Annotated in this window: 27 protein-coding genes and 1 pseudogene; 15 read left to right on the forward strand and 13 right to left on the reverse strand. The window is 44.2% G+C overall.

Annotation, left to right across the window (positions count from 1 at the left end; translation table 11 throughout):
• Window positions 1-5: 5 nt before the first annotated feature.
• The 4 genes from HFELIS_RS07465 (at window position 6) to HFELIS_RS07480 (ending at window position 2930) form a co-directional block, all read left to right on the forward strand.
• The gene (locus tag HFELIS_RS07465) at window positions 6-1217 is read left to right on the forward strand and encodes an adenylosuccinate synthase (RefSeq protein ID WP_013469942.1); all 1212 of its coding nucleotides are present in this window, start codon (window positions 6-8) and stop codon (window positions 1215-1217) included.
• Entirely contained in the window at window positions 1214-1642 is a 429-nt protein-coding gene (locus HFELIS_RS07470; protein ID WP_013469943.1) for a flagellar FliJ family protein, read from the forward strand. The genes HFELIS_RS07465 and HFELIS_RS07470 overlap by 4 nt, the downstream gene beginning before the upstream one ends.
• Window positions 1635-2306: a MotE family protein gene (locus HFELIS_RS07475; RefSeq protein WP_013469944.1), complete on the forward strand. Its 672-nt coding sequence runs from the start codon at window positions 1635-1637 to the stop codon at window positions 2304-2306. The genes HFELIS_RS07470 and HFELIS_RS07475 overlap by 8 nt, the downstream gene beginning before the upstream one ends.
• Before the next feature lie 66 nt (window positions 2307-2372).
• Window positions 2373-2930, forward strand: a complete 558-nt coding sequence (locus HFELIS_RS07480) for a YtfJ family protein (RefSeq protein ID WP_049777029.1) — start codon at window positions 2373-2375, stop codon at window positions 2928-2930.
• 46 nt (window positions 2931-2976) lie between these two features.
• Here HFELIS_RS07480 and HFELIS_RS07485 read toward each other — a convergent pair whose 3' ends face one another.
• From HFELIS_RS07485 to HFELIS_RS07495, 3 genes are all read right to left on the reverse strand, one after another.
• Window positions 2977-3972: an alginate lyase family protein gene (locus tag HFELIS_RS07485; RefSeq protein WP_013469946.1), complete on the reverse strand. Its 996-nt coding sequence runs from the start codon at window positions 3970-3972 to the stop codon at window positions 2977-2979.
• Window positions 3973-4084: 112 nt separating this feature from the next.
• Complete coding sequence (locus HFELIS_RS07490; protein WP_148230005.1) at window positions 4085-4309, reverse strand: hypothetical protein; 225 nt, start codon at window positions 4307-4309, stop codon at window positions 4085-4087.
• The gene (locus tag HFELIS_RS07495; RefSeq protein WP_013469948.1) at window positions 4272-4967 is read right to left on the reverse strand and encodes a hypothetical protein; all 696 of its coding nucleotides are present in this window, start codon (window positions 4965-4967) and stop codon (window positions 4272-4274) included. The genes HFELIS_RS07490 and HFELIS_RS07495 overlap by 38 nt, the downstream gene beginning before the upstream one ends.
• 72 nt (window positions 4968-5039) lie before the next feature.
• On the opposite strand from HFELIS_RS07495, the gene HFELIS_RS07500 reads away from it, so the two are divergent.
• Window positions 5040-6320, forward strand: coding sequence for a tetratricopeptide repeat protein (locus HFELIS_RS07500; RefSeq protein WP_041302896.1), 1281 nt, complete (start codon window positions 5040-5042; stop codon window positions 6318-6320).
• On the opposite strand, the gene HFELIS_RS07505 is transcribed toward HFELIS_RS07500, so the two are convergent.
• From HFELIS_RS07505 to HFELIS_RS07510, 3 genes are all read right to left on the reverse strand, one after another.
• The gene (locus HFELIS_RS07505) at window positions 6308-6988 is read right to left on the reverse strand and encodes a hypothetical protein (protein WP_041302898.1); all 681 of its coding nucleotides are present in this window, start codon (window positions 6986-6988) and stop codon (window positions 6308-6310) included. The two genes, HFELIS_RS07500 and HFELIS_RS07505, sit on opposite strands and share 13 nt — an antisense overlap.
• Window positions 6989-7093: 105 nt before the next feature.
• Complete coding sequence (locus tag HFELIS_RS09515) at window positions 7094-7222, reverse strand: hypothetical protein (protein ID WP_013469949.1); 129 nt, start codon at window positions 7220-7222, stop codon at window positions 7094-7096.
• A 78-nt stretch (window positions 7223-7300) separates the two neighbouring features.
• Window positions 7301-8056: an SDR family oxidoreductase gene (locus HFELIS_RS07510; RefSeq protein ID WP_013469950.1), complete on the reverse strand. Its 756-nt coding sequence runs from the start codon at window positions 8054-8056 to the stop codon at window positions 7301-7303.
• Window positions 8057-8208: 152 nt separating this feature from the next.
• Here HFELIS_RS07510 and HFELIS_RS07515 point away from each other — a divergent pair, with 152 nt between their 5' ends.
• The 4 genes from HFELIS_RS07515 (at window position 8209) to HFELIS_RS07530 (ending at window position 10039) form a co-directional block, all read left to right on the forward strand.
• Complete coding sequence (locus tag HFELIS_RS07515; protein WP_013469951.1) at window positions 8209-8568, forward strand: hypothetical protein; 360 nt, start codon at window positions 8209-8211, stop codon at window positions 8566-8568.
• A 37-nt stretch (window positions 8569-8605) separates the two neighbouring features.
• Window positions 8606-8992 (forward strand): molecular chaperone DnaJ, encoded by a 387-nt coding sequence (locus HFELIS_RS07520; RefSeq protein ID WP_013469952.1) that lies wholly within the window; start codon window positions 8606-8608, stop codon window positions 8990-8992.
• 122 nt (window positions 8993-9114) lie between these two features.
• Window positions 9115-9672 carry a hypothetical protein gene (locus HFELIS_RS07525; RefSeq protein WP_013469953.1) on the forward strand — a complete coding sequence of 186 codons (558 nt, stop codon included), beginning with the start codon at window positions 9115-9117 and terminating at the stop codon, window positions 9670-9672.
• 16 nt (window positions 9673-9688) lie between these two features.
• Window positions 9689-10039: a hypothetical protein gene (locus tag HFELIS_RS07530; RefSeq protein WP_013469954.1), complete on the forward strand. Its 351-nt coding sequence runs from the start codon at window positions 9689-9691 to the stop codon at window positions 10037-10039.
• Between the two features lie 163 nt (window positions 10040-10202).
• Here the strand turns inward: HFELIS_RS07530 and HFELIS_RS07535 are convergent, their stop codons facing one another.
• The 4 genes and pseudogenes from HFELIS_RS07535 to HFELIS_RS07545 form a co-directional block, all read right to left on the reverse strand.
• Entirely contained in the window at window positions 10203-11318 is a 1116-nt protein-coding gene (locus HFELIS_RS07535; protein ID WP_013469955.1) for an aminotransferase class I/II-fold pyridoxal phosphate-dependent enzyme, read from the reverse strand.
• Entirely contained in the window at window positions 11319-11885 is a 567-nt protein-coding gene (locus HFELIS_RS09605; RefSeq protein WP_231844226.1) for a CZB domain-containing protein, read from the reverse strand.
• A pseudogene (locus HFELIS_RS09610) lies at window positions 11886-12647 on the reverse strand (methyl-accepting chemotaxis protein); the annotation flags it as partial. It lies immediately after the preceding gene.
• Between the two features lie 82 nt (window positions 12648-12729).
• Entirely contained in the window at window positions 12730-14070 is a 1341-nt protein-coding gene (locus tag HFELIS_RS07545; protein WP_013469957.1) for an outer membrane family protein, read from the reverse strand.
• A gap of 261 nt (window positions 14071-14331) precedes the next feature.
• Between HFELIS_RS07545 and HFELIS_RS07550 the strand changes: the two genes are divergently transcribed.
• The 4 genes from HFELIS_RS07550 to HFELIS_RS07565 all read left to right on the forward strand — a co-directional run bounded on the left by HFELIS_RS07550 (window position 14332) and on the right by HFELIS_RS07565 (window position 18040).
• Window positions 14332-14781, forward strand: coding sequence for an acyloxyacyl hydrolase (locus tag HFELIS_RS07550; RefSeq protein ID WP_013469958.1), 450 nt, complete (start codon window positions 14332-14334; stop codon window positions 14779-14781).
• 133 nt (window positions 14782-14914) lie between these two features.
• On the forward strand, window positions 14915-16372 hold the full coding sequence (locus HFELIS_RS07555; protein ID WP_013469959.1) for a catalase: 1458 nt from the start codon (window positions 14915-14917) through the stop codon (window positions 16370-16372).
• 25 nt (window positions 16373-16397) lie between these two features.
• Entirely contained in the window at window positions 16398-16649 is a 252-nt protein-coding gene (locus HFELIS_RS07560; protein ID WP_013469960.1) for a hypothetical protein, read from the forward strand.
• A 71-nt stretch (window positions 16650-16720) separates the two neighbouring features.
• Window positions 16721-18040, forward strand: coding sequence for an MATE family efflux transporter (locus HFELIS_RS07565; protein ID WP_013469961.1), 1320 nt, complete (start codon window positions 16721-16723; stop codon window positions 18038-18040).
• Here HFELIS_RS07565 and gmd read toward each other — a convergent pair.
• Both gmd and HFELIS_RS07575 read right to left on the reverse strand, forming a co-directional pair.
• Window positions 18037-19134, reverse strand: coding sequence for a GDP-mannose 4,6-dehydratase (gmd, locus tag HFELIS_RS07570; protein WP_013469962.1), 1098 nt, complete (start codon window positions 19132-19134; stop codon window positions 18037-18039). The two genes, HFELIS_RS07565 and gmd, sit on opposite strands and share 4 nt — an antisense overlap.
• Window positions 19135-19143: 9 nt before the next feature.
• Entirely contained in the window at window positions 19144-20529 is a 1386-nt protein-coding gene (locus HFELIS_RS07575; RefSeq protein ID WP_013469963.1) for a sugar phosphate nucleotidyltransferase, read from the reverse strand.
• Window positions 20530-20605: 76 nt separating this feature from the next.
• Between HFELIS_RS07575 and HFELIS_RS07580 the strand changes: the two genes are divergently transcribed.
• Together HFELIS_RS07580 and fur are read left to right on the forward strand one after the other, a co-directional pair.
• Window positions 20606-21514: a HugZ family heme oxygenase gene (locus tag HFELIS_RS07580; RefSeq protein ID WP_013469964.1), complete on the forward strand. Its 909-nt coding sequence runs from the start codon at window positions 20606-20608 to the stop codon at window positions 21512-21514.
• A 140-nt stretch (window positions 21515-21654) separates the two neighbouring features.
• Window positions 21655-22107, forward strand: coding sequence for a ferric iron uptake transcriptional regulator (gene fur / locus HFELIS_RS07585; protein ID WP_013469965.1), 453 nt, complete (start codon window positions 21655-21657; stop codon window positions 22105-22107).
• Here the strand turns inward: fur and pseI are convergent.
• Entirely contained in the window at window positions 22104-23108 is a 1005-nt protein-coding gene (gene pseI / locus HFELIS_RS07590; RefSeq protein ID WP_041302901.1) for a pseudaminic acid synthase, read from the reverse strand. The two genes, fur and pseI, sit on opposite strands and share 4 nt — an antisense overlap.

Below are 23108 nucleotides of genomic sequence, written 5' to 3' on the forward strand. Positions count from 1 at the left end.
TAAAAATGGCAGATGTGGTTGTGGGGGTGCAATGGGGGGATGAGGGCAAAGGTAAAATAGTCGATCGCTTAGCCGGGGACTATGATTTTATTGTGCGTTTTCAAGGCGGGCACAATGCGGGCCATACCATAGTGGCCAATGATCACACTTACGCCCTCCATCTCATTCCCTCAGGTGTGTTGTATCCTCAGTGTAAAAATGTCATCGGTAATGGCGTTGTGGTCGCTTTAGACGCGCTGGCCTCTGAGATTGCGCAATTTTCAGATTTAAAGGGTCGCCTCTTTGTGAGTAGCCGTGCGCATTTGATTTTACCTTATCACCAAATGCTAGAAACACACCAAGAATCTAAAAACGCCATAGGCACCACGCGCAAGGGAATTGGGCCTGCTTATCAAGACAAGATCGGTCGTTTGGGGTTGCGTGTGGGGGATTTGCGCCACCCCAATTATCTAAAAGAACGCCTAGAAGCCTATTTGGCCCAAGTGCAAGCACAAGTTGATATGCGCGCCATTAATGATTATCTAGATCGCTACACTCCCCTTATTTTGCCCTATATTGCCGATACGACAGAACTTTTATGGGAGGGCGTGGACGCTGGAAAGAAAATTTTATTAGAGGGCGCACAGGGGAGCATGCTTGATATTGATTTTGGAACTTATCCCTTTGTTACCAGCTCTACAACCATTGTCGCTGGGGCTTGTAGTGGGAGTGGTCTAAGTGTGAGAGATATTAATAACATCATAGGCGTGGCTAAGGCGTATTGCACGCGGGTGGGCAATGGTCCTTTTCCGACAGAAGAATGCGCAGAGATGGGCGAATTTTTGCGCCAAAAAGGGCATGAGTTTGGCACGACCACCAAGCGCGCGCGCCGTTGCGGGTATTTTGACGCGTTGGCGGTGAAATACGCTTGCCGTTTGAACGGGTGCACAGAACTAGCCTTAATGAAACTAGATGTATTGGATGGCTTAGAGGAAATTTTGGTGAGCGTGGGTTATAGCAGGCAGGGGCAAACTTTCACTGGCATGCCTGATTGCCTAGAGGGAGTGCAACCGGTATACAAGCGCTTTAAGGGCTGGGAGTGCAGTGCGGGAGCAAAAAGCTTTGGCGATCTGCCCAAACAAGCCCAAGAATATATTCTAGCTCTTGAAGAATTGGTAGGGGTGCGCATTAGCATGGTTTCTACCAGCCCTAAGCGTGAGGAAATGGTGCTAAGATGAGCCAATTTAAAGCTCTGCTAAAGATCAAGCAACAAATTGTGCAAAGGTGCGAGATTGCCATTGCTAATAATCAGGCCAAAATCGTGGGCAAGGAGCGTGCCTTGCAAGTTTTGATTGAAGAGCTTAACGGATTGAGCGTGCCTATTATGGGAGGGTTTGGCAATTTTGCTCAACTGAACACCCTTAAACAAAATTATCGCTATGAAATCGATCACCTCAATCATGAAATTGAGTTGCTCAAACAAGATGACTTGCGCCTGCGAGCAGAGTATAAAGAAGCTATGGTTGAATACGAAAAAATCGCCTATTTAGAGACTTTAGAGACCCAAAAAAAGCTAGCGCGCTTGAAAAAGGTGGAGCATAGAGAAATGGATGCCATTGGTTTGAGCGTGTTTGTCCAAAACCAAAAGGCGCGCCATGCCTAGATTCGCGCTTTATATGATCTGTGTGGGGCTTCTTTGGGGCGCAGAAAATCACAATGCCAAGCCTCCCAAACCCTTCCCCACCCTAGAGACTCCAAAAGACTCCACTTCTAGGCAGTTTTTACAATGCAGCGCTATTTTTGAATCCAGAAAAGCAGAGATCGATCAACAGCTTCAAATGCTCCAACAGCGCGCCCTCACTTTGCAGACTTTGCAGAATGAAACCCAACACCTCTTAGATCAGCGGAGCGCGAAGGTGGTCGAGCGCGAAAAAGCCTTGAGTGCTAAATTGAAGGAAATTGAAAATAAAGAGGCGCAACTCAAAACCACTCAAGAAGAAAATGAGAAAAAGCTCAAAAAATTGATCGCCAAAAATGAGGAATTGCTTAAAGAAATCAAAGAGGGCAGTCAAAGCAAACTTTCTAGCACTTATGCCAAGATGAAAGATTCCAAAGCTGCTCCCATTTTACAAGACCTCCCCCCCAGCCAAGCCGCACAAATTCTCTCCACCCTAGAAGCCAAAGACATGGGTAAAATTTTGGCTAAAATGGATCCTCAAAAAGCCGCCATGCTTACAGAAATGCTCCAAAAAGGTCCGCCTTTTAAAGACCCCCCCAAGCCTCCACCCCCACCCCCTCCTAAAAAACCCGATGAAGATGAGGAGTAGGGTCGTGAACTTGAATCGTGGATATGATCTAAACTATAGTATGATCGCCAAATTTTTTTGTCTGAGGTGCGTGTTTTGAAAAAGATAGTTGGAAGTTTTTTATTGGTATTGGGCATAGCAGATGCGAGCAATATTGCCCTCAATCAACCCCTAGCAGGTGTGGTGGTGCAAGATAAGGGTGAGCTTATTTTAGATGGAGATTCCATACAATACAGAGTGTGGGATAGTAAAAATCTACTAGGAAAAGTGCGCATTGTGCAGCATATTGCCGGACGCAAGAGTGTTAAGGCAAAAAACCAGCCTCTCATGGATAGCATTGTTGCGCAACATTTTGATGAAAATAAATACCAAACTACAAACATTATCAATGTGGACGATGCCCTTATGGGCACAGGGCTTTTTGTGCGCGGGGAAACCAAAAAAGCCAAAAGAAAACATCCCAAAAGCCAAGTGGTGATGGACAATGAGGGGGCGGTGCAAAAAGCTTGGGATTTAAAAAAGCAGGAAAGTTTAGTGGTTGTGTTGGACAAGGCGGGTAAAGTGCGCTTTGTGCATGAGGGCAAACTCAATAATGGCCAAATTCAAGAAGTGCTTGACTTGGCCAAGAAATTACAGCAAGAATAGACAGATTCTAAATGAGGGGGTTCAAATCTGTGCTAAAACAACCCACTTATTCAGCTAGTCTTAAATCATCATTAAACTGCAACCTAAAACGATCGCCTTTAAAATCCCCTTGTTTAATGGCTTGTTGTCCTGCTGTGCTCTTGTAATATTGGTTTAATAGAAGAAAATAAGCGTCATGATGCAACCCTATTAAATTTGGTTGGTAGTAGGGGAAGCTTTTAGGGTCGAGCACCCATTGCGCGCTTTTGTCATAGGCTTTAAAAAGTTTCTGTGCTGCGTGGCTGTGCCATAGATCAAAGCCATTTTCTGCGAGCAGTTGCCCGGCTATGCTGATGGGGGTGAGGGCAAAATGCGTGTAGGCAATGCCCTTGATGCCCTTAGTGGGTCCACTATTGTAGTTAGCGGTGTTGCTACGCACGATCTCCTTTGCCATCACACCCTCTCCATCAATGGCATCTAAAATCCACTTTTGCCATTTATGAGACATTTTTAGGAGTAGATCATGGTCGTTGGCCACAAGCGCGCTACTCACACCCAACAGAATCGCCCAAGCCCCGATGTTATTGTCCTTGTTATAGCGCGCGTAGGCTAGCATGTTAGAAGAGAACTGCTCGAATAGAGGGCTAGCAAATCTGGAGCGTATGAAGAGATAAGCCATGTTCATGTAGGGCATGTAAAAGTTGATGAGGTTTTTAGCCTCCTTAGAGCTGACGAGCTTGAGATGTTGTGCCCACTGCTCTAAAATCTCTTGAGCTCTTTGTGCGTATGCGTCTTTGCCACTCACCAAAAAACCCAAAGCCAGATCGTAGGACAGAGTGGCCGATCTTTTAAACGCGGCGCTACAGAAATCGGCTTTTCTCTCCCCTGTGGGGGTGTAGTGTGGCAGGGTATTGAGTTGCGCACAGGTTTGGATTTCTTTTTGAAGTTTGCGGTGCAAGTGGATCGCGCGCTCTAAATGGGCAGAGTGAAAATTCCTAAAAAAATACGGCGTGGCTTGCAGAACACTTAAAAAGCACAGCCCTAAGAGTATTAATTTCTGCATGGCACTCCTTTAAAAATGCGCAGATTGGGATCATATTAAATATATTGGAAATTCTTTAAGCAGAGGTTTAAGAATTAAGAATTTTAACTAAAGTAAAAGGGCATAAATTGTTTTAAAATTTCATCTTTTGTAGGGCTTGACAAAGAGTATTGTCAGACTTGAAAACTTGGAGCTTGTCCTTAGGGTCTAAATACACACAGGGGCTATCATCAATAGAGATCAGGCGCACAAGGTGTAATTGCTCTTGAATGTCCTTAGTGTTGTAGGTTTGGGCTTTAAAGAGTTGTAGGCAGGTTTGCTTAGATTTTGGGCTTAAGTATTTGGGGCTTAAACACATGGTAGGGTTGTCTTTTAGCATGTCTTTTAAAATCTTGGGATTTTGTAAGCTGTCGTAGTAATAAGGGGCGTTGCGATTTAGGGGGAACACCCGTGATATGAAGAGGGTTACAATGCTTATTAGGAGCAGAGTAAAAATACGCCCTGCCCTTGCCCGTGATGACTTTTAGGGGGTGGGTTTGCACTTCTTGATCTTTAAAGCGCGCTTGCAAGGCTTTAGTTTGGCTGGCATCGCAAAATTGCAAACATGTTTCTAGTTGGTGGGCGTATTTTAGGGGGAAGGTGAGATTAGTCCCGTATAGATCCTGCAATGTGTGCGTTTTGAGATTGTAATTTGCCCAGCCTATGGTGCCCGTGCCTAAGAATCTAGGGTGCTTGGGGTCTTGTTGCCAGTTGAAATACAATTTAGCCATGATGTGCTCTTGATCCCATGTGTCTATGTAATAGGAGATATGACTTTTAAGCCACTTGATGCCTTTGTGATCGCTATCCCACTGCTTGAAGTTAAAAGAGCTATGCTCCACTAAAGAGATAAATTTTAAAACACATTCAGAATTGACATGTCCGGGGAAATCAATTTGAGTGGGTGTGGCTTCTTGGGCGTAAATTAGGGCGATCCAACTTATCCACATAAGACAAATTTTAACTAATCTCATCATTCTAAAACCTATGGTAGTTATCTAAAAAGTTTAAGTCATTGGGTTTAATTCTCAAATAACTAGGAGAGGATGATGTTAAAGAAGTCTATGATCGCGGTGTTGTTAGCGGTAGGTGTGTTAAGTGCTCAAGACAAGGCAACGCTTTTAGAGCAAGCAGAGGTAGCTTATAAGAGGAAAGACTACCCCAAAGCTTTTAAACTTTACAAACAGGAGGCACAAAGAGGAGAGGCGCAGGCGTTCTATCATTTGGGCTTGATGTATTACTATGGGCAATATGTAAATATGGATATAAAGGGCAAAAAAGCCTTTAACTACTTTAAGAAAGCCGGAGAGATGGGGGTAGCAGATGCCTATCTTGAGCTAGCAGACATGGTCGCAGATGGCAGAATAGCCAAAAATGCTAAGGGAGAGCCTTTTGCTTGCGAGAAAGCACTGTCATATGCTAACAAAGCCCTAGAGTTGAACCCAAAGAGGGCAGGTATCTATGAAAGAGTTGGATTTCTTTATCTTAGAGTTCAATGGAACAACCATACTTGCAGTCTTAAAGACTTTAGCCAATACTCCCAAGAAGTCCAATACAAGCAAAAAATTTTTCAAAAGGGGTCGTCTTATCTTGAAAAGGCGGGGGAAATGGGCGACTTTAATGCCTACACAACACTAGGCTACTATTATGCTGCGGGCGATTTCAGATTTGAGCGTAGCTTTAAAAAAGCCAAGCAATACTATCTTAAGGCAGTAGCGGTGCTAGAAAAAGCAGGGGTAAAGGGGGATAGCCAAGCCTATAATGAGCTGGGATTGATTTATCAAGATGAGAGCAGCAATCTTAGCACGGGGACTATCCTAGAAAATAGGCATAAAGCGGTGGCGTATTTTCAAAAGGCGGCGGCGATGGGGAATGCCTACGCCTACGCCAACATGGGAAAGTATGTAGATGAGAATAAGGCGATGGAGTATTACAAAAAGGCAGGGGAGTTAGGGGACGCACAGGGGTATATCAAGTTGGCACAAATGGAAGGGACACTGCTTAGCAAGAGTTTAGAGTATTTAAAAGCGACGGGAGATTTGGGAGATGAGGATGGTTATGGCATGCTTGGCGATATTTATTTTTATGGCGGTTGGGAAAAGGATGAAAATGACCCTAGTGCTCCCCATATCCCACGCGATTACAAAAAGGCAGCACATTACTACCAAAAATGCGCGGACATGGGGAATGCCTATTGTTATCTATCGTTAGCAAGCATGTATCAAAAGGGCTTAGGGGTGCCAAAAGATACCAAAAAAGCGCGCGCATACGAGGGGCATGGGAGGGATATCCTGTGTGTGGGAGAGGACTTGGATGATTATTGTGAGTGAGGGGAGGAATCGCTTTTCCACTCTGGGTGTCTCTTTTGGATGGCTTCTAAGAGAGTTTTTGCGCTGTAAGGGCAGACATAAACTTTAGGGACATCTTTTTGTGTGAAATATTTAATGGGGCGATACTTTTTATAATAGTCATTGGTGTATGCTCCATTGGCATCCACAACAAAGGTCGCTGTGTTGTCATCTAAAAATTTAAGATAGGTGATGCTACCACTAGGATTGATCTCTCCATCTTCCTCCCAAATCCTCAAGCGCTCTGATTTTGTCAGATCACCTCCCAAGTCGCTAAGAGTTTCTATGAGGTTGGTATAAACGATGGTAAAAATATCTCCCTTCACCTTGACATCTATAACGCGCCCAAACCTCGCGCTCTCTATATACTCCTCACCATCTAAACTATCTCCTTGATTAGCTGCTAACAAAGTGGGTTTATAATAGAGATTATAGTTTGGGTAGTTGGGCAATTCTTTAGTACCGTTTGGGTTTAGATCTAAAAGCTTTTGACAATCCCTAGGATGATCCACAAAGACCTTATCCCAAAAGGAACGCCCCCTAGAATCTGTGAGATTTGTATTAACTTTTAAAATCCTAGAGTCAGAAATATCGCCTTTGGTGAAGACAAATTGTTGGGGGATTGGATAGTAAATAGGATGGCCTTTCATACTCTGCTCATCAGCACTATCAAAATAACACCTTGTGCCACTCTTTAGCTTATCTCTAGGAATGTATCCTACCAAAACTCACTCAGGGAAGTTAGGTCAAAGAGTTTATTTTTCTAATTCTAAGGGGCTTAAATCTTTGCCCTCTGAGTGAAAAAACACCCTCTTAAGCTCAAACACTTCTGAGCGGGCTAAATTTTGCGCCTCTTTGAAGGGGCGTTTGTGCGCGTTGCTCATCTGTAGCGTGTCTTCCCATTCTTGTAAAAGGACTTCTTGCTACGCGCTCAACTCTGCAGGTTTAAACTCCGCTAGGGCTCAATCCTCTAGGGTTTTGGAAACATATAATGGGGAAAAAGTTTGGGCTACGGGCATCACCTCGATACGATTGATATTGACATGCGGTGGTTGCTCAAATATCCACAGCACCACATTAGCAATATCTTCAGGACTCACATAGGGCACATGGGCGTATAGCTCTTCTGCTCTTTGCACATCGCCCTTAAAGCGCACATGGCTAAATTCCGTCCCTCCGCACAATCCGGGCTCTACATTACTCACGCGAATTTTTGTATCGGCTAAATCCGCGCGCAAATTCAGGCAAAATTGCTTGACAAACGCCTTAGTCGCGCCGTAAATATTCCCGCCCGGATAGGGATAAGTCCCCGCAATCGAACCCATATTAATAATATGCCCTTCGTTGCGCTCCACCATCGAGGGCAAAACTAGGCGCGTGATATGCACCAAGCCCTTGATATTAGTCTCTATCATGGTCTCCCAATCATCTAAATGCGCGCAAAATGCCTTGTCCAGCCCTAAAGCCAAGCCCGCATTATTCACCAATAGATGAATGGGTTTTTCTTGCAAGATATTTTGAATCCCTGCTTCTAGGGCTTTTTTATCTTGCAGGTCTACGCATAGGGGCTTGAACTGCGCCGGATACGCTTTTTCTAACTCTTCTAAACGCTCTTTGCGTCTGCCTAAGCCCACCACAAAATAATTTGCCTGGATAAAGGCTAGCGCGATCGCTCTGCCAAACCCAGATGTCGCCCCCGTTACTAAGACATTTTTCATATACACCTCTGCTAAATGCTCATAGCGTAGCGCAAAAAGATCGCGTTTAGACAAATAAGCACACCGCCCCCTTTTATAAAAGCCTCCTTGACTCTCTCTCTCTCTCGCTAAAATGCGGTTGCCTTTTTAGTCTTACAGAAAAGGAGTGCTATATGGCTGAGCAAGAGTTGATCTATGAAACGCTTGGAGAAGAGAAAGTCAAGCACCTTGGCGGGACTAGCGACTATATACCTAACCCCCAAGCTAAAACATGGATTGAATTTTACAAAATCTATTCAGGCGATTCCAATCCCATTTGTTGCAATATTGAATGTAATCAAAGTGCTAGCATAGGCGCACATATTAAAGTGGATCGTATCGGTAACAAATACTATATCGTGCCGGTGTGCTCTAGTCACAACCCCCCACGACCCAACGACCCCTCTTGGGTTGTTAAAAAGGGGACTAGAGCCGTGCCACAAAATTTGAAGAAATCTCAAGAAAAGGGGTTTTGGGCGTCTATTTTTGGGTGAGTGGGGAGCGTGATTAAACAACAACAAAGGAGCAAATATGTTTATCCAAGATTTGAGCGTTGAGCAACAACAAGTGTTTTTGTATTTGGCTAGAAAGGTTATTGAAGCCGATGGCGTGCTGCACGAGTTGCAACTAGGCGCGTTGGACACGATTAAAAAGCAATGCGAGCATGGCATCTCTGAAAAAGAAGTGCCTTTAAATACTTTAGGCAAAATTTTCACCACCAACCACGCCAAACATGCCACCTTGCTAGAGCTAACCTCTGTGGCCCTAGCTGATAGCCGTTGGCATGACAACGAGAGAGACGCGATTTACTCTTATGCTAAAGAGATGGGTGTATCACCCCAAAAAGTCGATCAGCTCAAAGACTGGGTAGTGAAAAACTTTGCGCTTTACCAAGAAGCTTTGAAGTTGTTGGATTAGGGGATTAAATGTTACCCCTTGTTGTTGTCCCTGTAGTTGGGGCATTAATGGTGAGATCGATAGCAAAAAAGGTGGTTGAGTCGTTAGACGAAAAAAATGCTAAAGAAAGTTAGGAGGTAAAAATGTTACCTATTGTTATTGCACCTTTAGCGGGTCTAGCTACGTTATGGGCAACGAAGAAATTGATAGAACTAGCGGATGAAGTAGTGAGTGAATTTTATGAACATGTGATAAGCAAATATAACATTCACAGAGAAGACGATTGGTCTAATAATGACCCAATTGAGGGGATGCCTGCCGTGGGTAGCATAGTGTTGTGCGATTTAATTGGAAGAAAGTTTGCACACTCTGGCATTTATATCGGTGGTCAGGGAAAGAATATTATACATCTGAGGAAAACGGGTCGTATTGAGCCTTGTGATGTTCAAGGATTTTCTGATGGCAAACCTATTTTTGTTTCATGTAGAGGTAAAAAAGCGGTGGGAGATCCGGAGGCAGCTGTGTATGCAAAAAAACACAAGGGCGAAAAGAGAGATTATGACCCGCTTACAAATAACTGCCATGGTTTCACTGCGGAGTGTTTTACAAAAAATGAGCAAGATGAAATCCGCATTGCAAATCCTAGTGATGTTGGAGAACTTTTAGGCATGGACTGCTGGCGGTGGTGGAAATATCAATAGACTTCAAGGAGCTAAAATGAAATTCTATAATTTTATGTCAATGGAAGATAATAAGGCAAACCAAAACACCCCACAGATCGTTGAACTTGATAAGGGGACCACTATTCAACATGTCAAAGGAAGCGGAGACTCTGAAGCAAAAAAATTTGATCATGATTCTTGGATTGACTATTACCGCAAATACATGAAAATCCCATGTTGTTATTTGGATTGTCCTAGAGATGCCGATCGGGGGGCGCATGTGAAAATTGAGGGGTATGGGGAGAAATGGTGGATTGTCCCCGTATGCCCTAGCCACAACCCGCCCACAAATGAGCCCTTTAATGTCAAGGCAAACACCATAGCCGTGCGGCATCCTAAAAAATAACCCCACATCCCCCGATTGCTCTAAAATATGTGCCTGTCTATGTGGAAAAAATAGTAGGCTTGCAACTCTAAAGAGGCGGGGCGTGATGTTTCTAAATTTATTCAAACCACCTCACTCTATGGTGTTTTAAACAAGTATAGCCCCTCTTAGCGGGACTTATATTTTATTTTTGCAAAAGAACCCTAATCGCTCCGCATAATCTTTTCAATCTCTCTAATGTGTTTTGAGGCTGGATATTTAAAGACACTCTTAAAAGGGGTTTGGGTGTGGTGGGGGGGCGGATGGGGGCGCATAATAAATCTTGTTGGAGTAGGCTTTGGTGCGCTTCTAATAGAGTCTGTATGTTGGGAAAAGGAAGTGTTAAGATGTTGCTAGGAGTGCTAAAACCTAGCTCTTGCGCACACAGCGCGCGCATGCGATCTAACATGGCAACATAATTAGGCAGATGATCATAAAGGTATTCTAGGTGGGCTAAAGCTAGGGCACTCTCAAGTAAAGAGGGGCTTGTGGTGTAGATCACACTCTTAGCGCGGTTGCATAAAAAATCTATCACCTGCACGCTCGCACCAATAAAAGCCCCATAACTCCCATAAGCCTTAGAGAGAGTGCCTAAAACAATCAAATTAGGCATGGGTTTTAGGTGGTAATAACTCAAGTACCCCCCTAAATCCCGCCCTAGCACGCCCAAGCTGTGGGCTTCATCTAAAATCAAATAGGCCTCGTATTCTTGGGCTAGATGATAAAACTCTTTGGGGGCAACATGCCCATCCATTGAATACACGCCCTCAATGGCGATAAAAATGCGCCCCTTAGTGTTGTGTGCGCGGTGTTGTTGGAGTTTTTGGGTTAACTCTTGCACGCTGTTATGGGCAAAAAAGCAGGCGTTGGGTAATTTTTTAGCCAAGAATTGCCCACTAGCATGATAATGCGCGTCCATAAAAAGCTTATCTTGTTTGCGCACTAAAGAATCGATCAGGGCCACATTGCCCAAAAAGCCACTTCCTAGCAACAAGCAGGCTTCATACCCTAAACGCGCGCTTAAAAACTCTTCTAGCTCTGCATGGAGTGAGTGGTAGCCATTGAGTAACATGGAGGCTTTAGGGGCGTGGCTGGAAAATGCACGCAACTTTTCAAAGGCTTGATCTAAAAGAGGGGTATAACTGCTCAAGCCCAAATAATCATTAGAGGCAAAGTCAGCCAAATGATCGGGATAAAGGACACGCTCGCGATACAAGCGGGCGTGTTTGAGTGCGCGCAATGCAGGTAAAAAGGAAAACAATTAATTCTCTGGGATTTCTTTCAGGGTTGCAAGCATGTCGGCGACCTTTTTATTAAGCTGATCCTGTTTTTCATGAAACATCTTATCAATGGTGTCGCGCACACTCTTAGCATGTTGTTCTACTGTGCGGATTCCTTGCTCAATGGCATGAGAGGTTGCCCTGCTGGGCTCTTTAAGCAAATTGGCCAACGCATTAGCTTCATCATGGATACCATTATGGCAAGATTCTAAATTGCGGTAACTGGGCGTGTCAGAGAACTGCTCTTTGCCCTTGCCCTCATGATACCATTTGCCTAAGCGACACTCATGGCCATTGATTACTTTAAAGGAATTTGGAGCGTTGAAAACCAAACCATAAAGATTGCTTTTGTAAACAAGGTGATCCACTTTAGCTAATCCACAAAAAGCTCTATTATTTAAATTCTCAATGGAAAAGAGAGCTGCATCGGCCACAAGTCCATTATTATACGCAAAGACTTGGATATTGCTCACATCATCCTTGATGTCCCCAACAATAGTATTGGTCTCGTTTGTATTGCTTTGGATGTCGCTAGCTTCTTGTTGCATAGATTTAACCACTACAGCAATCTCTTTGGTGGCTTTTTGGGTTTTTTCGGCCAGTTTTCTGACCTCATCAGCCACCACCGCAAAACCTCTTCCATGTTCGCCTGCGCGTGCGGCTTCAATAGCAGCATTGAGCGCTAATAGATTGGTTTGTTCGGCGATGTCATCGATAAGGGAAATAACTTGAGTGATTTCGCTACTGCGCTTGTTTAAAGAGTCTGTAAGCACAATTGCATTTTGCATCTTAGTATAAAGAGTGTCAATTCTTTGGCTTGTATTGGCAATTTGGTCTAAAGCCCCTTGAGCATGCTTACTGCCATTAGTAGCTGCTTCTACTAAGGTATTAGAGTCTGTAAGAATATTTTGCAAAGTTTGCTGGATACCCTCTACTCCATCTTTCATGCTCTCATAATAGAGGTTAAAGATATTGCTCTTGCCTAATTGCTCGATACACTCCACATTTTGGCTAAAGGAGTGGTAAAGCGTGTCATCAATACGCCTACTTGTGAGTGTATAAGCCTGATCGTTAAACTTAAAAGTTTGATTGGCGTGGGCCAACTCGCTTGCCTTTTGCTCTAAACCCACCACCTCTGCAACGCGCCCACTTTTAAAAACGATCTTATCATCTTTAATCCCAATAAGACCCTCATGAGCGCATAAATCTACAAGTTGTTTGTAAACATCTAGCTTTTTCTGTAGCGAGCGGATTTGCGCGTCCTTATCATCTACTTGATGTGTGCGCTCTTTAGAGAAAAAGTCAAACATGACACTGCCTTTTTGTTTTTGATTTTATATTACATAGCATATAGCAGTTAAACTTAAAAAGATAAGATGATCGCCCATCACTTTACAATTGGTAACGAATGGAAGTCATCATGTAAGAGCGGTCTTGAGTGGTGGGAGCAAAGCTTAGGTTGAGCGCGCCAAAATCGCCCACTTTATACCCTCTATGTGTAGACACTTCGTAATAATTGAACCTAAGCATCATGCGGACATGTTTATTCATGTTATAAAAACAAGTCAAGCCCAAACTTTCTTCATTGGCTCTAGGAGAGTAGGTAAGTCTCCCCAAAAGTTCCCAAGAAAACTTAGCATAAGTCCCCCCACCTCGTGCGACCAGAGTGAGCGCATTGCTATTATAAAGATTATCTAAACGGCCTTCGTAAGGTGTATTGTCTTTGGTGTCGTATTTAATGGGTGTGCCAAAGCGTGCTACTTGGGCATTAGCGTTTCCAAAATTTTTATACACGCTCCAGCCAAAATGATGCTTACGGATGAAAAAATTTTGTTGCATGAGCAAGGAGGCGCTGATATGATTAATAAGACTGCTGCGCCAATATGTATGGGACAAGGCGCGGTTGTAGATGGGTAACCACCAATAAAAATGGGTTTGGATACGCCAATTCCCCAGCTTTCCCTGAGTGTCATAAGAAATCTGCCCCCCGGGAGCAGCAAAATTCTTAGGATAGAACCACAAAAAGGCCCGCACATCCCAAGATTTTTGATGCCAACGCAAATCTATAGCATGCATGCCATAATTAGTGCGCGCCCCATTTGCGTAGCGGTATTGCACGGGAGCGTAAAAATCGCGGATATATTGCAAACTCGCCCGCCCACGCCCATAAGTGCTAAACCACTCCAAGTGCCACCCTCCCTTTTGCACAAAACACTCAAACCCTTGATTGTAACCGCTTAAAAAAAGCGCATGGCTACGGTAACGCCCCGCTTGACAGCCTGCAATATCTTTATAAGAGTAACTCATATAGGCGCTATAAAGAATGTAATCGCGTGTGTTGACACTATTTCCATAAAGGGAGCGGTGCCACGGAGCGTTCATTAAATAGCCCTGCCAACGCCCAATGTAATACCAGTTAGCCGGCTGAAATCCTGCATTCGGCTTGCTTTGATCGATGAGTGTTTTAGTGGAGTCAAAAGCCAATCCCCCTAACTCGCCCCCAAGCCCTGCACTCAACTTATGCGCGCTCACAGATTTAGGCAGTAAGTTCACATCAATTTGCAAAGCCCCCACAGCGGTAACATAAGTGCCTGTCGGGTAAATCCCTTTATCTGAGTTGATTGCCGAATGGTTAAAACCAATGCGGGACAACGATCCCACACGCCCACTGATTTTATAATCAAAAGCCAAAAGAGATAGAGGAAAAAATAACAAGGTAGCTTTAAGATTCAAAATATTAACCTTGTGCGTCTTGAAGTGATTCTATATTGAACAGTTTATACTAAAAAGCATGAAAGATACAATAACAGCATGGATTGCAAAGCCACTCGATTCTCTCATCTCTCATCTCTCATCTCTCATCTCTCATCTCTCATCTCTCATCTCTCATCTCTCATCTCTCATCTCTCATCTCTCCTGCTCCTAATCTTTCTATCGCCTTGTTATGGCGAGTCTACACAACCTCTCAAAGGCCCTTTTTTAGGCAAAAGAAATATGATCTCTCTTGTGGGCGGGGTGGAGTTTGGGGGGCGGGGTTTTGCTAGTTTAGGAGATTTTGGAATCCACTACGCCCAACCCGATCGCTTTTTCCGCATTCCTGGAAGACTTGTTGCCGAATTAGAAACCTTTGTAGGAGACTATGCCAAAAAGACATTCTATATGTTTATCTTTGGTGTAGCCCAAGATATTTATTTGCCCATTTTCCGCACAGGTCTTTATGTGGGTCTTGGATTTGGTATTTATATCCGCACCAAACAAGGGATTCGCATAGGTTCCGCTTTCACCTTTGGAGAAAAAGTTTTTCTTGGATATGCCCACAATGTGGCCAAGGGCAAGGGAGCGCTATCTTATGAGATATTTCTCAAGCATTATTCCAATGGCAGTCTTACAGCTATCAATGCTGGGTATAATTTTGTGGGAGGGAGTATCGGCTATAGTTTTTAAAGATTACGATGAGTAACGATTCTTAAAGCAAATCCCCACATTTTTTCTCCCCAAAATAGGCGCGTTTATCCATCCTGCGTTATAATTTTCAACGGGGTTTCCCCAAAGAAAAATCTATTTTGAAAGGGTTTTCATGGATAAAGATGTTGTTCTTACCAATGCCGTTGGCGCGCCTATTGGCAATAATCAAGATGTCCTCACAGCAGGACCTAGAGGACCTGTTTTACTCCAAAGCACTTGGTTTTTAGAAAAACTCGCCCATTTTGATCGCGAGCGCATTCCTGAGCGCGTGGTGCACGCTAAGGGGAGTGGAGCTTATGGGACTTTGACCATCACTAACACAGAAATCACCAAATACAGCAAAGCCAAACTTTTTAATCAGGTGGGTAAAAAAACCCCTTGCTTTTTGCGCTTTTCCACCGTGGCGGGTGAAAAGGGATCAGCAGATGCCGAGCGCGATCCTAGGGGCTTTGCGCTCAAGCTCTACACAGAAGAGGGTAACTGGGACATCGTGGGCAATAACACCCCCGTGTTTTTTATCCGCGATCCGCTCAAATTCCCCGATTTTATCCACACTCAAAAACGCCACCCCAAGACCAATTTAAAAGACGCTACGATGGTTTGGGACTTTTGGAGCTTAGTGCCTGAGAGTTTGCACCAAATCACCATTTTAATGAGCGATCGGGGGATTCCTAAGAGTTACCGCCATATGAATGGCTATGGTAGCCACACTTTCAGCCTTGTCAATGAAAAAAACGAACGCTTTTGGGTGAAATTCCACTTTAAAACCTTGCAGGGTATCCAAAACCTCACCAGCGAGGAAGCGGCTAAGATTCGCATGCACGACATGGATTCGCACCAACGCGATCTGTTTGAAGCCATTGAGAAAAAAGACTATCCTAAATGGCGTTTTTGTGTGCAGGTGATGCCTGAGAGCGATGCCAAAAACTACAAATTCCACCCCTTTGATGTTACCAAAGTGTGGAGTCATAAAGACTACCCCTTGATCGAAGTGGGCATTTTAGAGCTCAATAAAAACCCCGAAAATTATTTTGCTGAGGTGGAACAATCCGCTTTCAACCCCGCCCATGTGGTGCCCGGTGTGGGTTATAGCCCTGATCGCATGCTACAAGGGCGACTCTTTGCCTATGGGGATACCCACCGCTATAGGCTAGGGATTAACCATAGTCAGCTACCGGTCAATGCGCCTCGTTGTCCTTTTGCAACCTCTTCACGCGATGGTTTTATGAATAATGGGCATGACGGTGCGATGCGCAACTACGAGCCTAGCTCCTTGCCCGGCTATAAAGAAGCCCCTCATGCGCGCGAACCTAAACTCGATCTTGGCAAGCTTGAGGATGAAATGGCAGCTTATGCTTACAATTTCCGCGATCATGACACGGATTACTACACCCAAGCGGGCGATCTCTTCCGCTTGATGCCCAAAGATGAGCAGGAGCGTACTTGTCAAAACATCGCCGATGCGATGCAAGGTGTGTCTGAAGACATCATCAAACGCCAGCTAGAACACTTTAAAAAGGCGGACAGCCATTATGGCCAACGCATCCAAGAGTTGCTAAAAAAATATTAGCCTTATAAGGAGGGGGTAACCAACAATGCGCCTAATTTTGCTATCCTTGCATGAGATTATCTTAGGAGAGTTGATGAAATTTTTTGAGGAATATAAAACCCGCTTGTTTTTCATTTATTGGGTGCGTTGGATGGTTTCGGCCGTGGTGATGTTGCCCTTTATGCTTTTGTTTGAGTGGTTGCACACACCTCTTTGGCTCAATCTCTTTATCGGACAAACAATCGGCGCGATCATCTTTTTTAAAATTGACAAGTTTATTTTCCGCAAACAGGACTAAGACTACATTCTCTAATTTTTTGGGCACGTGCACTTGGGGTAGCCAAAACGCTTTTATGGTAGCATAGACTTATGGAAAAGCTTAAAAAAATTCTGATGTTGGCTCTCCCCTCAGCAAGCAATAATTTTTTGGAAATTTTTGTCATTGCTATTTCTACCGTGTTTATGGGACGACTCTCAGACACCCATATTGTAGGGTTGGGAGTGGGGTTGCAGTATATCTTGCTCTTTTATTGTATCAACTCGATTTTTTTCATTGGCACAAATGCTATTTTGAGTCGCCTAGTGGGGGCGCAAGATATGGAAAACTTGGCAGCGGGTTATTCAAGTATCCTTATAGGGGCGATGGGCATTTGTGCGCTAGCTTGTGCGCTGGGTTTTTTGGGGATCGCCCCCTTTGTGCATTGGATGGGTGTGAGTGGAGAGGCAAACCGCCTAGCTCAAGAATATTTGCGCATTTTTATTTTTGCCATGCCCGCTATTTTTGTCAAAAATGTCATGGTAGCCGCTCTAGCTAGCCTCTCTGATACTCTAACTCCCCTGCTTATCAAAACGGCCATGAGCGTGCTCTGTTTATTCTTAAACGATGCGCTTATCTTTGGCAAGTATGGTTTTATGCGCTTAGACATTGCTGGAGCGGCTTTAGCTAATGTGATTGCGGCGTTTTTAGAATTGGCGATTTTATTTGGAGTGATTGCCATCAAAAACACCCCTCTTGAATTCAGATGGAAATTTGATTGGCAATGTTTTAAGCGCACTTGGCATGTGGGCTGGCCTTCTGGATTTGAGCGGCTTTTAAGTCTTTTTTCTATGGTTTTAGTGTCTAAATTTGTTGCAAGTTATGGCGATGTCATTTTGGCAGGGATGCAGGTGGGTTTGCGCGTGGAAACCTTTAGCTTTATGCCCGGACTAGGTTTTACCATCGCTTGCATGGTGTTGGTTGGGCAGAATTTAGGGGCTAATCGTATAGAGGTAGCGCAAGATTATGTGCGCACGACTTTAAAGGTAGCAGGGTCTCTCTTAGGGTTTTTAGGAATACTCATGGTGGTTTTTGCTAAACCTTTTGCAGGGATTTTCTCTCAAAACCCCAAGGTGATCGAAGTGGCTGCTTGGTATCTCATAGCTGTAGGAATCTCTCAAATGCCTTTGATTTTTCTCTTTGTGCTGGATGGGGTTTTTAGGGGGGCGGGGATGGCTAAAATTTCCTTATATATCAACACTACTAGCATATGGCTGTTACGCATTGCCCCCATGTATGTTTTGCTCAAAAGTGGCATGGATATTAAATGGCTCTTTGTTGTTATCTGTGTAGAAACCTATATCCGTTCAGGGATTTTTTATTGGGCTTATGCACAGGGGTGGTGGAAAAAACCCGGGCGTTTTGCGCCCTAGCGCACTAACGCCTCTTTCTTGGCCAAAACCAAATCGCTTCTTAACATATCTGTAATGAGATCGTCTACACTAAACTCACGCTTCCAGCCTAATTCGCGCTCAATCTTGGAAGGATCGCCTAGGAGTAAATCCACTTCTGTGGGGCGGAAATAGCGGGCATCTACACGCACCACAATTTGATCTTTTTTGAGAGAATGTTTGAGATCGACACATAGGTCGCTAGATTCAAATCCACGGATCACCCCCACCTCTTCTAACCCTTCTCCTCTAAATTCTAAAATCACTCCCACACGCGCAAAGCAACGCCGAGTAAATTCTCGAATACTCATTGTTTCCCCACTAGCGACCACAAAATCTACCGGCTCTTTGTGTTGTAAAATCAAATGCATCGCCTTTACATAGTCTTTTGCATGCCCATAGTCGCGTTTGGCATCCAAATTGCCCAAATACAAACAATCTTGCAAACCCAAAAGCATGCGACTAATGGCCATCGTAATTTTGCGGGTTACAAAAGTTTCTCCTCTAACCGGGCTTTCATGGTTAAACAAAATCCCATTGACGGCAAAGAATCCATAAGCTTCGCGGTAGTTTTTGGTGATGTAATAGGCATAGAGTTTAGCCACCGCGTAAGGACTTCTAGGGTTAAAGGGGGTGTTCTCATTTTGGGGAGTTTCTAGCACTTCTCCATAAAGTTCTGAGGTGCTCGCTTGATAAAAGCGGGTGTCTTTGAGATTTAAAAAACGCATCGCTTCTAAAAGGCGTAAAGTCCCCAAAGCATCCACATTAGCCGTATATTCAGGCATTTCAAAAGAAACTTGCACATGGCTTTGAGCGGCCAAGTTATAAATTTCTGTGGGGCGGATTTTAGCCACAAGGCTAGTCATATTGCTCGAATCGGTGAGATCGCCATAATGTAAGAAAAAGCGGTTATGGCTAGTGTGCGTGTCCTCATAAATAGAATCGATACGCGCAGTATTGAATGAAGAACTGCGCCTTTTAATGCCATGCACGTCATAGCCCAAATCTAGCAAGTAGCGCGCTAGATAACTCCCATCTTGTCCAGTAATCCCGCTAATCAGTGCGATTTTTTTCATAGTGATCCTTTAGGGGCGTTTGTAATCATCTTGCAAGCGTTCAATATCGGCTTCATCGCACAGACCGCACTGCACTTCTAAGATTTTTAGAGGCTGGTTGGTGTCATTGCCCAGTCTGTGGATTTGTCCTTGTTTGATAAACACGCTCTCATTAGTGTGCACTTTTAAGTTGCGCTCTTCAATCACCACACTGGCCACCCCCTCCACCACGACCCAGTGCTCGCTGCGGTGTTTGTGCCTTTGCAAACTGAGGCGTTTATGAGGCGTGATTTCTAGCAATTTTACCTTAAAAGCGGGATAATCCAATAAAACCTCAAAACTTCCCCAAGGGCGGTATTCTAGTGGGTAACTTTGCAATAAGGCGGGGTATTTTTCCCCAATTTGAGCCACCACATTTTTAAGGCTGTCCAAATGGCTTTGGCTTGCAACCAATAAAGCATCTCGAGTGTCCACGACCACACAATTTTCTATGCCCAATAAACATATGAGCTTATCCTTAGTGCTAGTGGCGTAGTTATGGGCAGACTGATAGCTCTCTAATTTGCCATTGTGGCAAACATTGCCATGTGCGTCAGCAGGCAAACTATTGTGCAAACTCTTAAAATGCCCCACATCTTGCCAATTAGCTTTTAGGGGCACTAGCTTTAAATCTGGGCATTTTTGCCATAATTCTATGTCTACCGAGCCCTCTTGCAAAATTTCCATGCCCTCACATTTTAAGATATTTGGGAGTTTTTTAGCTTTTTGAAACAGGATTTGGCAGGCTTGCAACATAGCAGGCACATGCACAGCGCACGCCTCTAAAAACACTCCGGCTTTAAAGACAAACATCCCACTATTGATATAAAAATCTCCCTCCTGCGCGCTCAATCCCTCAATTTGAGAAGGGCTAGGTTTTTCTATAAAACTTAATACCCTGCAAACTCCATTTTCAGGCGCGCTGCAACGCACAAAGCCGTATTGAGAGCTAGGCTCTTGGGCAATTCCAAAGAGGATCATTTGATCTTCTTGGGCATGCTGTGTGGCAATTTTGAGGGCTTCTCTAAAGGCTTGTATGTCCATGAGATGATCGGTAGGACTGACTACCAACACTTCGCAAGGATCGGAACTCAAGGCAGCTAAAATCAGAGAATTCATGGTGTTTTTGCTCGCGCTCTCCAAGAGAAAATCTGTGCGATCTGCTAAGTTCGCATGGCTAACTTCCCCTAGAGCATGGAAATAATGCGCGTCATTGCACACCACCAAAAAGTGGGATTCTTCTGTATTCAAGCGTTCTAAAGCCAGACCAAATAAACTGCGATCGCCATAAAGTTTTAAAAACTGCTTGGGAAAGTGTTCGCGGCTTAAAGGCCACAACCTTTTACCGCTCCCTCCACTTAAAATTATATGGGTCATTTTGTCTCCAAAAGTAAACTAGAGATTAAACTTGCTATGCTACAATGCGAGGCCTTAAAATTTACAAGGAGCATTTATGGAAATTCAGTTTATTTTAGACCACATGAATAAAAACCATGTAGGTGATATGGAAAAGTTATTAGGAAAATTTGGCCAAATCAAGGGCGTGCAGGGCGTACATCTTAAAACCGCTACTTTGGAACACATCGAAATTGCTTACACTCTTGAAGGCAAAGATGGCGCGCTCAAAATTGATTACCCTGCCAAAGTGAGCGATAATGAAGGCATTAAAAACGCCATCATCGCCCTTTGCACTTCTATTTCTGAAACCACAGACTTTAAGGGTGTGCAAGAAGATTTAGAAAAATTCCGCGAAGGTTTTAGCAGTGTGTGTATCGCCAGTCTTAGCCCTGAAAATGAAGTAATTTGTTCTTATAGTGCGCTTCTTTTTGATGAGCAAAACGGGCATAAACAATTTTATATTTATGTCAGTGAGGTGGCCGAGCATTTTAAAAGTCTTAAAGCCCATCCTGAAAATGTAGAGGTAATGTTTTTAGAAGATGAGGCGAGTGCTAAATCTCCCATCTTGCGTAAACGCCTGCGCTATAGGACAAAGTTGCACTTTGTTGAAAGAGGGGCAGAGTTTGATCGCGTCTATGATAATTTCTTGAACAAACACGGCAAAGGGCGCGGATTGGAAACTATCCGCCATATGCAAGATTTTCATCTCATCAAGTTAGAGTTCCTTAAAGGGCGTTTTGTTAAAGGTTTTGGTCAAGCTTATGATGTGGATGCGCATGGGCATATTTCTTATGTTGGAGCTCAGGGCAATCCCCATAGTAAGGGCAACCCTCATGGCGGACACCCACACGGACACCCCCATGGTGCAAATCCACATGGAGGACATTCTCATGGAGGACACCCACACGGCGGGCATCCCCATGGACATGGCGCACACCATCCCGGAGGCCATCCACACGCTTAACCCTTTTTCTCTCCCCAAATGGGGGGAGGGTAACTCCCCTATAGAATTTCAGAAATTAAACGACATTAAATAAATAATGTTATGATAAAGGTTTAGCCATGCGCAAGCATGGGTGTTTCATGCCAAAAAGGAGTTTAAGAATGCGGCGGTTAGAAACCTTGGAGTCCATTTTAGAGCGTTTGAGAGTTTCCATTAGAAAAAATGGATTAAAAAATTCCAAACAACGCGAGGAGGTGGTGAGTGTGCTTTACAAAAGTGGAACGCATTTAAGTCCTGAGGAGATCACCCATAGTATCCGTTTACGAGACAAGAATACAAGCATTTCTTCAGTCTATCGAATCCTCAATTTCTTAGAAAAAGAGCGATTTATCTACACTTTGGAGACCAATAAAAATGGACGGCGTTACGAGATCGCAGCCAAAGAACACCATGATCACATTATTTGTCTGCAATGTGGAGAGATCGTCGAGTTTGTGGACCAAGAGATAGAAGAGAGGCAAGTTCAAGTGGTGCATAAGTTTCAAGCCAAGCTAGTTAGCCATGACATGAAACTCTTTGTCGTGTGTGCTAAGTGTTTGGCTAAGGAGAATTAATTAAGGTCTTCCCAGCAGAGGGGGTGGGCGTATTCTAAATCTTTGTTTGCCTTTTTGCCTAAGACTTGAGATAGGAATTTAGGGGCAAGTCCGGCATTGGGGCGCAAGGCGCGCACATGATCGCTAGTAAGAGTTTCCCCCTTTTTAAGGGGCTTTGTGATGAATAGGCTACGGGCAAATTGGCGGCCTTCTTTGGGATTTTTCTCCCTCTCTCCACTTCCTAGTGCTAGATAAGTCTCATGCACTGCTTGCACCATCTGCTTAAATTCTGCAGCGTCCATGCTAAAATCTTTATCCACACTCTCTAAACTTTTATCCAAGATAAAATGTTTTTCAATCATGGAAGCTTTAAGGGTGGTGGCAATCACCGCGCTCAAATGCCCTAAAGTGTGATCGCTCAAACCATAGGCGGTGTGGTAAAGCTCTTTGAGTTTAGGCATGGCGAGCAAATTCGCCTGTTGCAAGGGTGCTGGGTAAGCGCTGGTGCAGTGCAATAGAGTGATGCGATCATTGCCCGCTTTGGCGCACACTTCTAGGGCATCTAAGATATTTTCGTGCGTAGCAATGCCTGTTGAGATAATGAGGGGTTTATGCGTGCTGGCCACATAAGCCATAAGTTCTAAGTCTGTGATCTCAAAACTCGCAATCTTATAGCAAGGGCATTGAAGCTTTTCTAAGAGTTCAAGCCCTTTTAAACTAAAAACAGAGCTAAAAATCTCCAAATCAAGACCTCTAGCGTGGTTAAAAAGATCGGCATGCCACTCTAAAGGCATGGCCGCGCGTTGGTAGAGCTCATAGAGACTTTGTTGATCCCATAAAGTCCCTTCAATCACAAAGGGGGGGCGATTGGTCTTGAGAGTAAGGCATTCTGGGGTGTAGGTTTGGAGTTTGGCCGCATTGGCCCCGCTAGTCTTGATAGCCTCTAAGGACAAGAGAGCGGTTTTTAGGGACTTGGCATGGTTAGAGCTCAATTCAGCGACAATATAGGGAGCGGACATGAT

The organism is Helicobacter felis ATCC 49179 (genome assembly GCF_000200595.1).
GTDB lineage: Bacteria > Campylobacterota > Campylobacteria > Campylobacterales > Helicobacteraceae > Helicobacter > Helicobacter felis.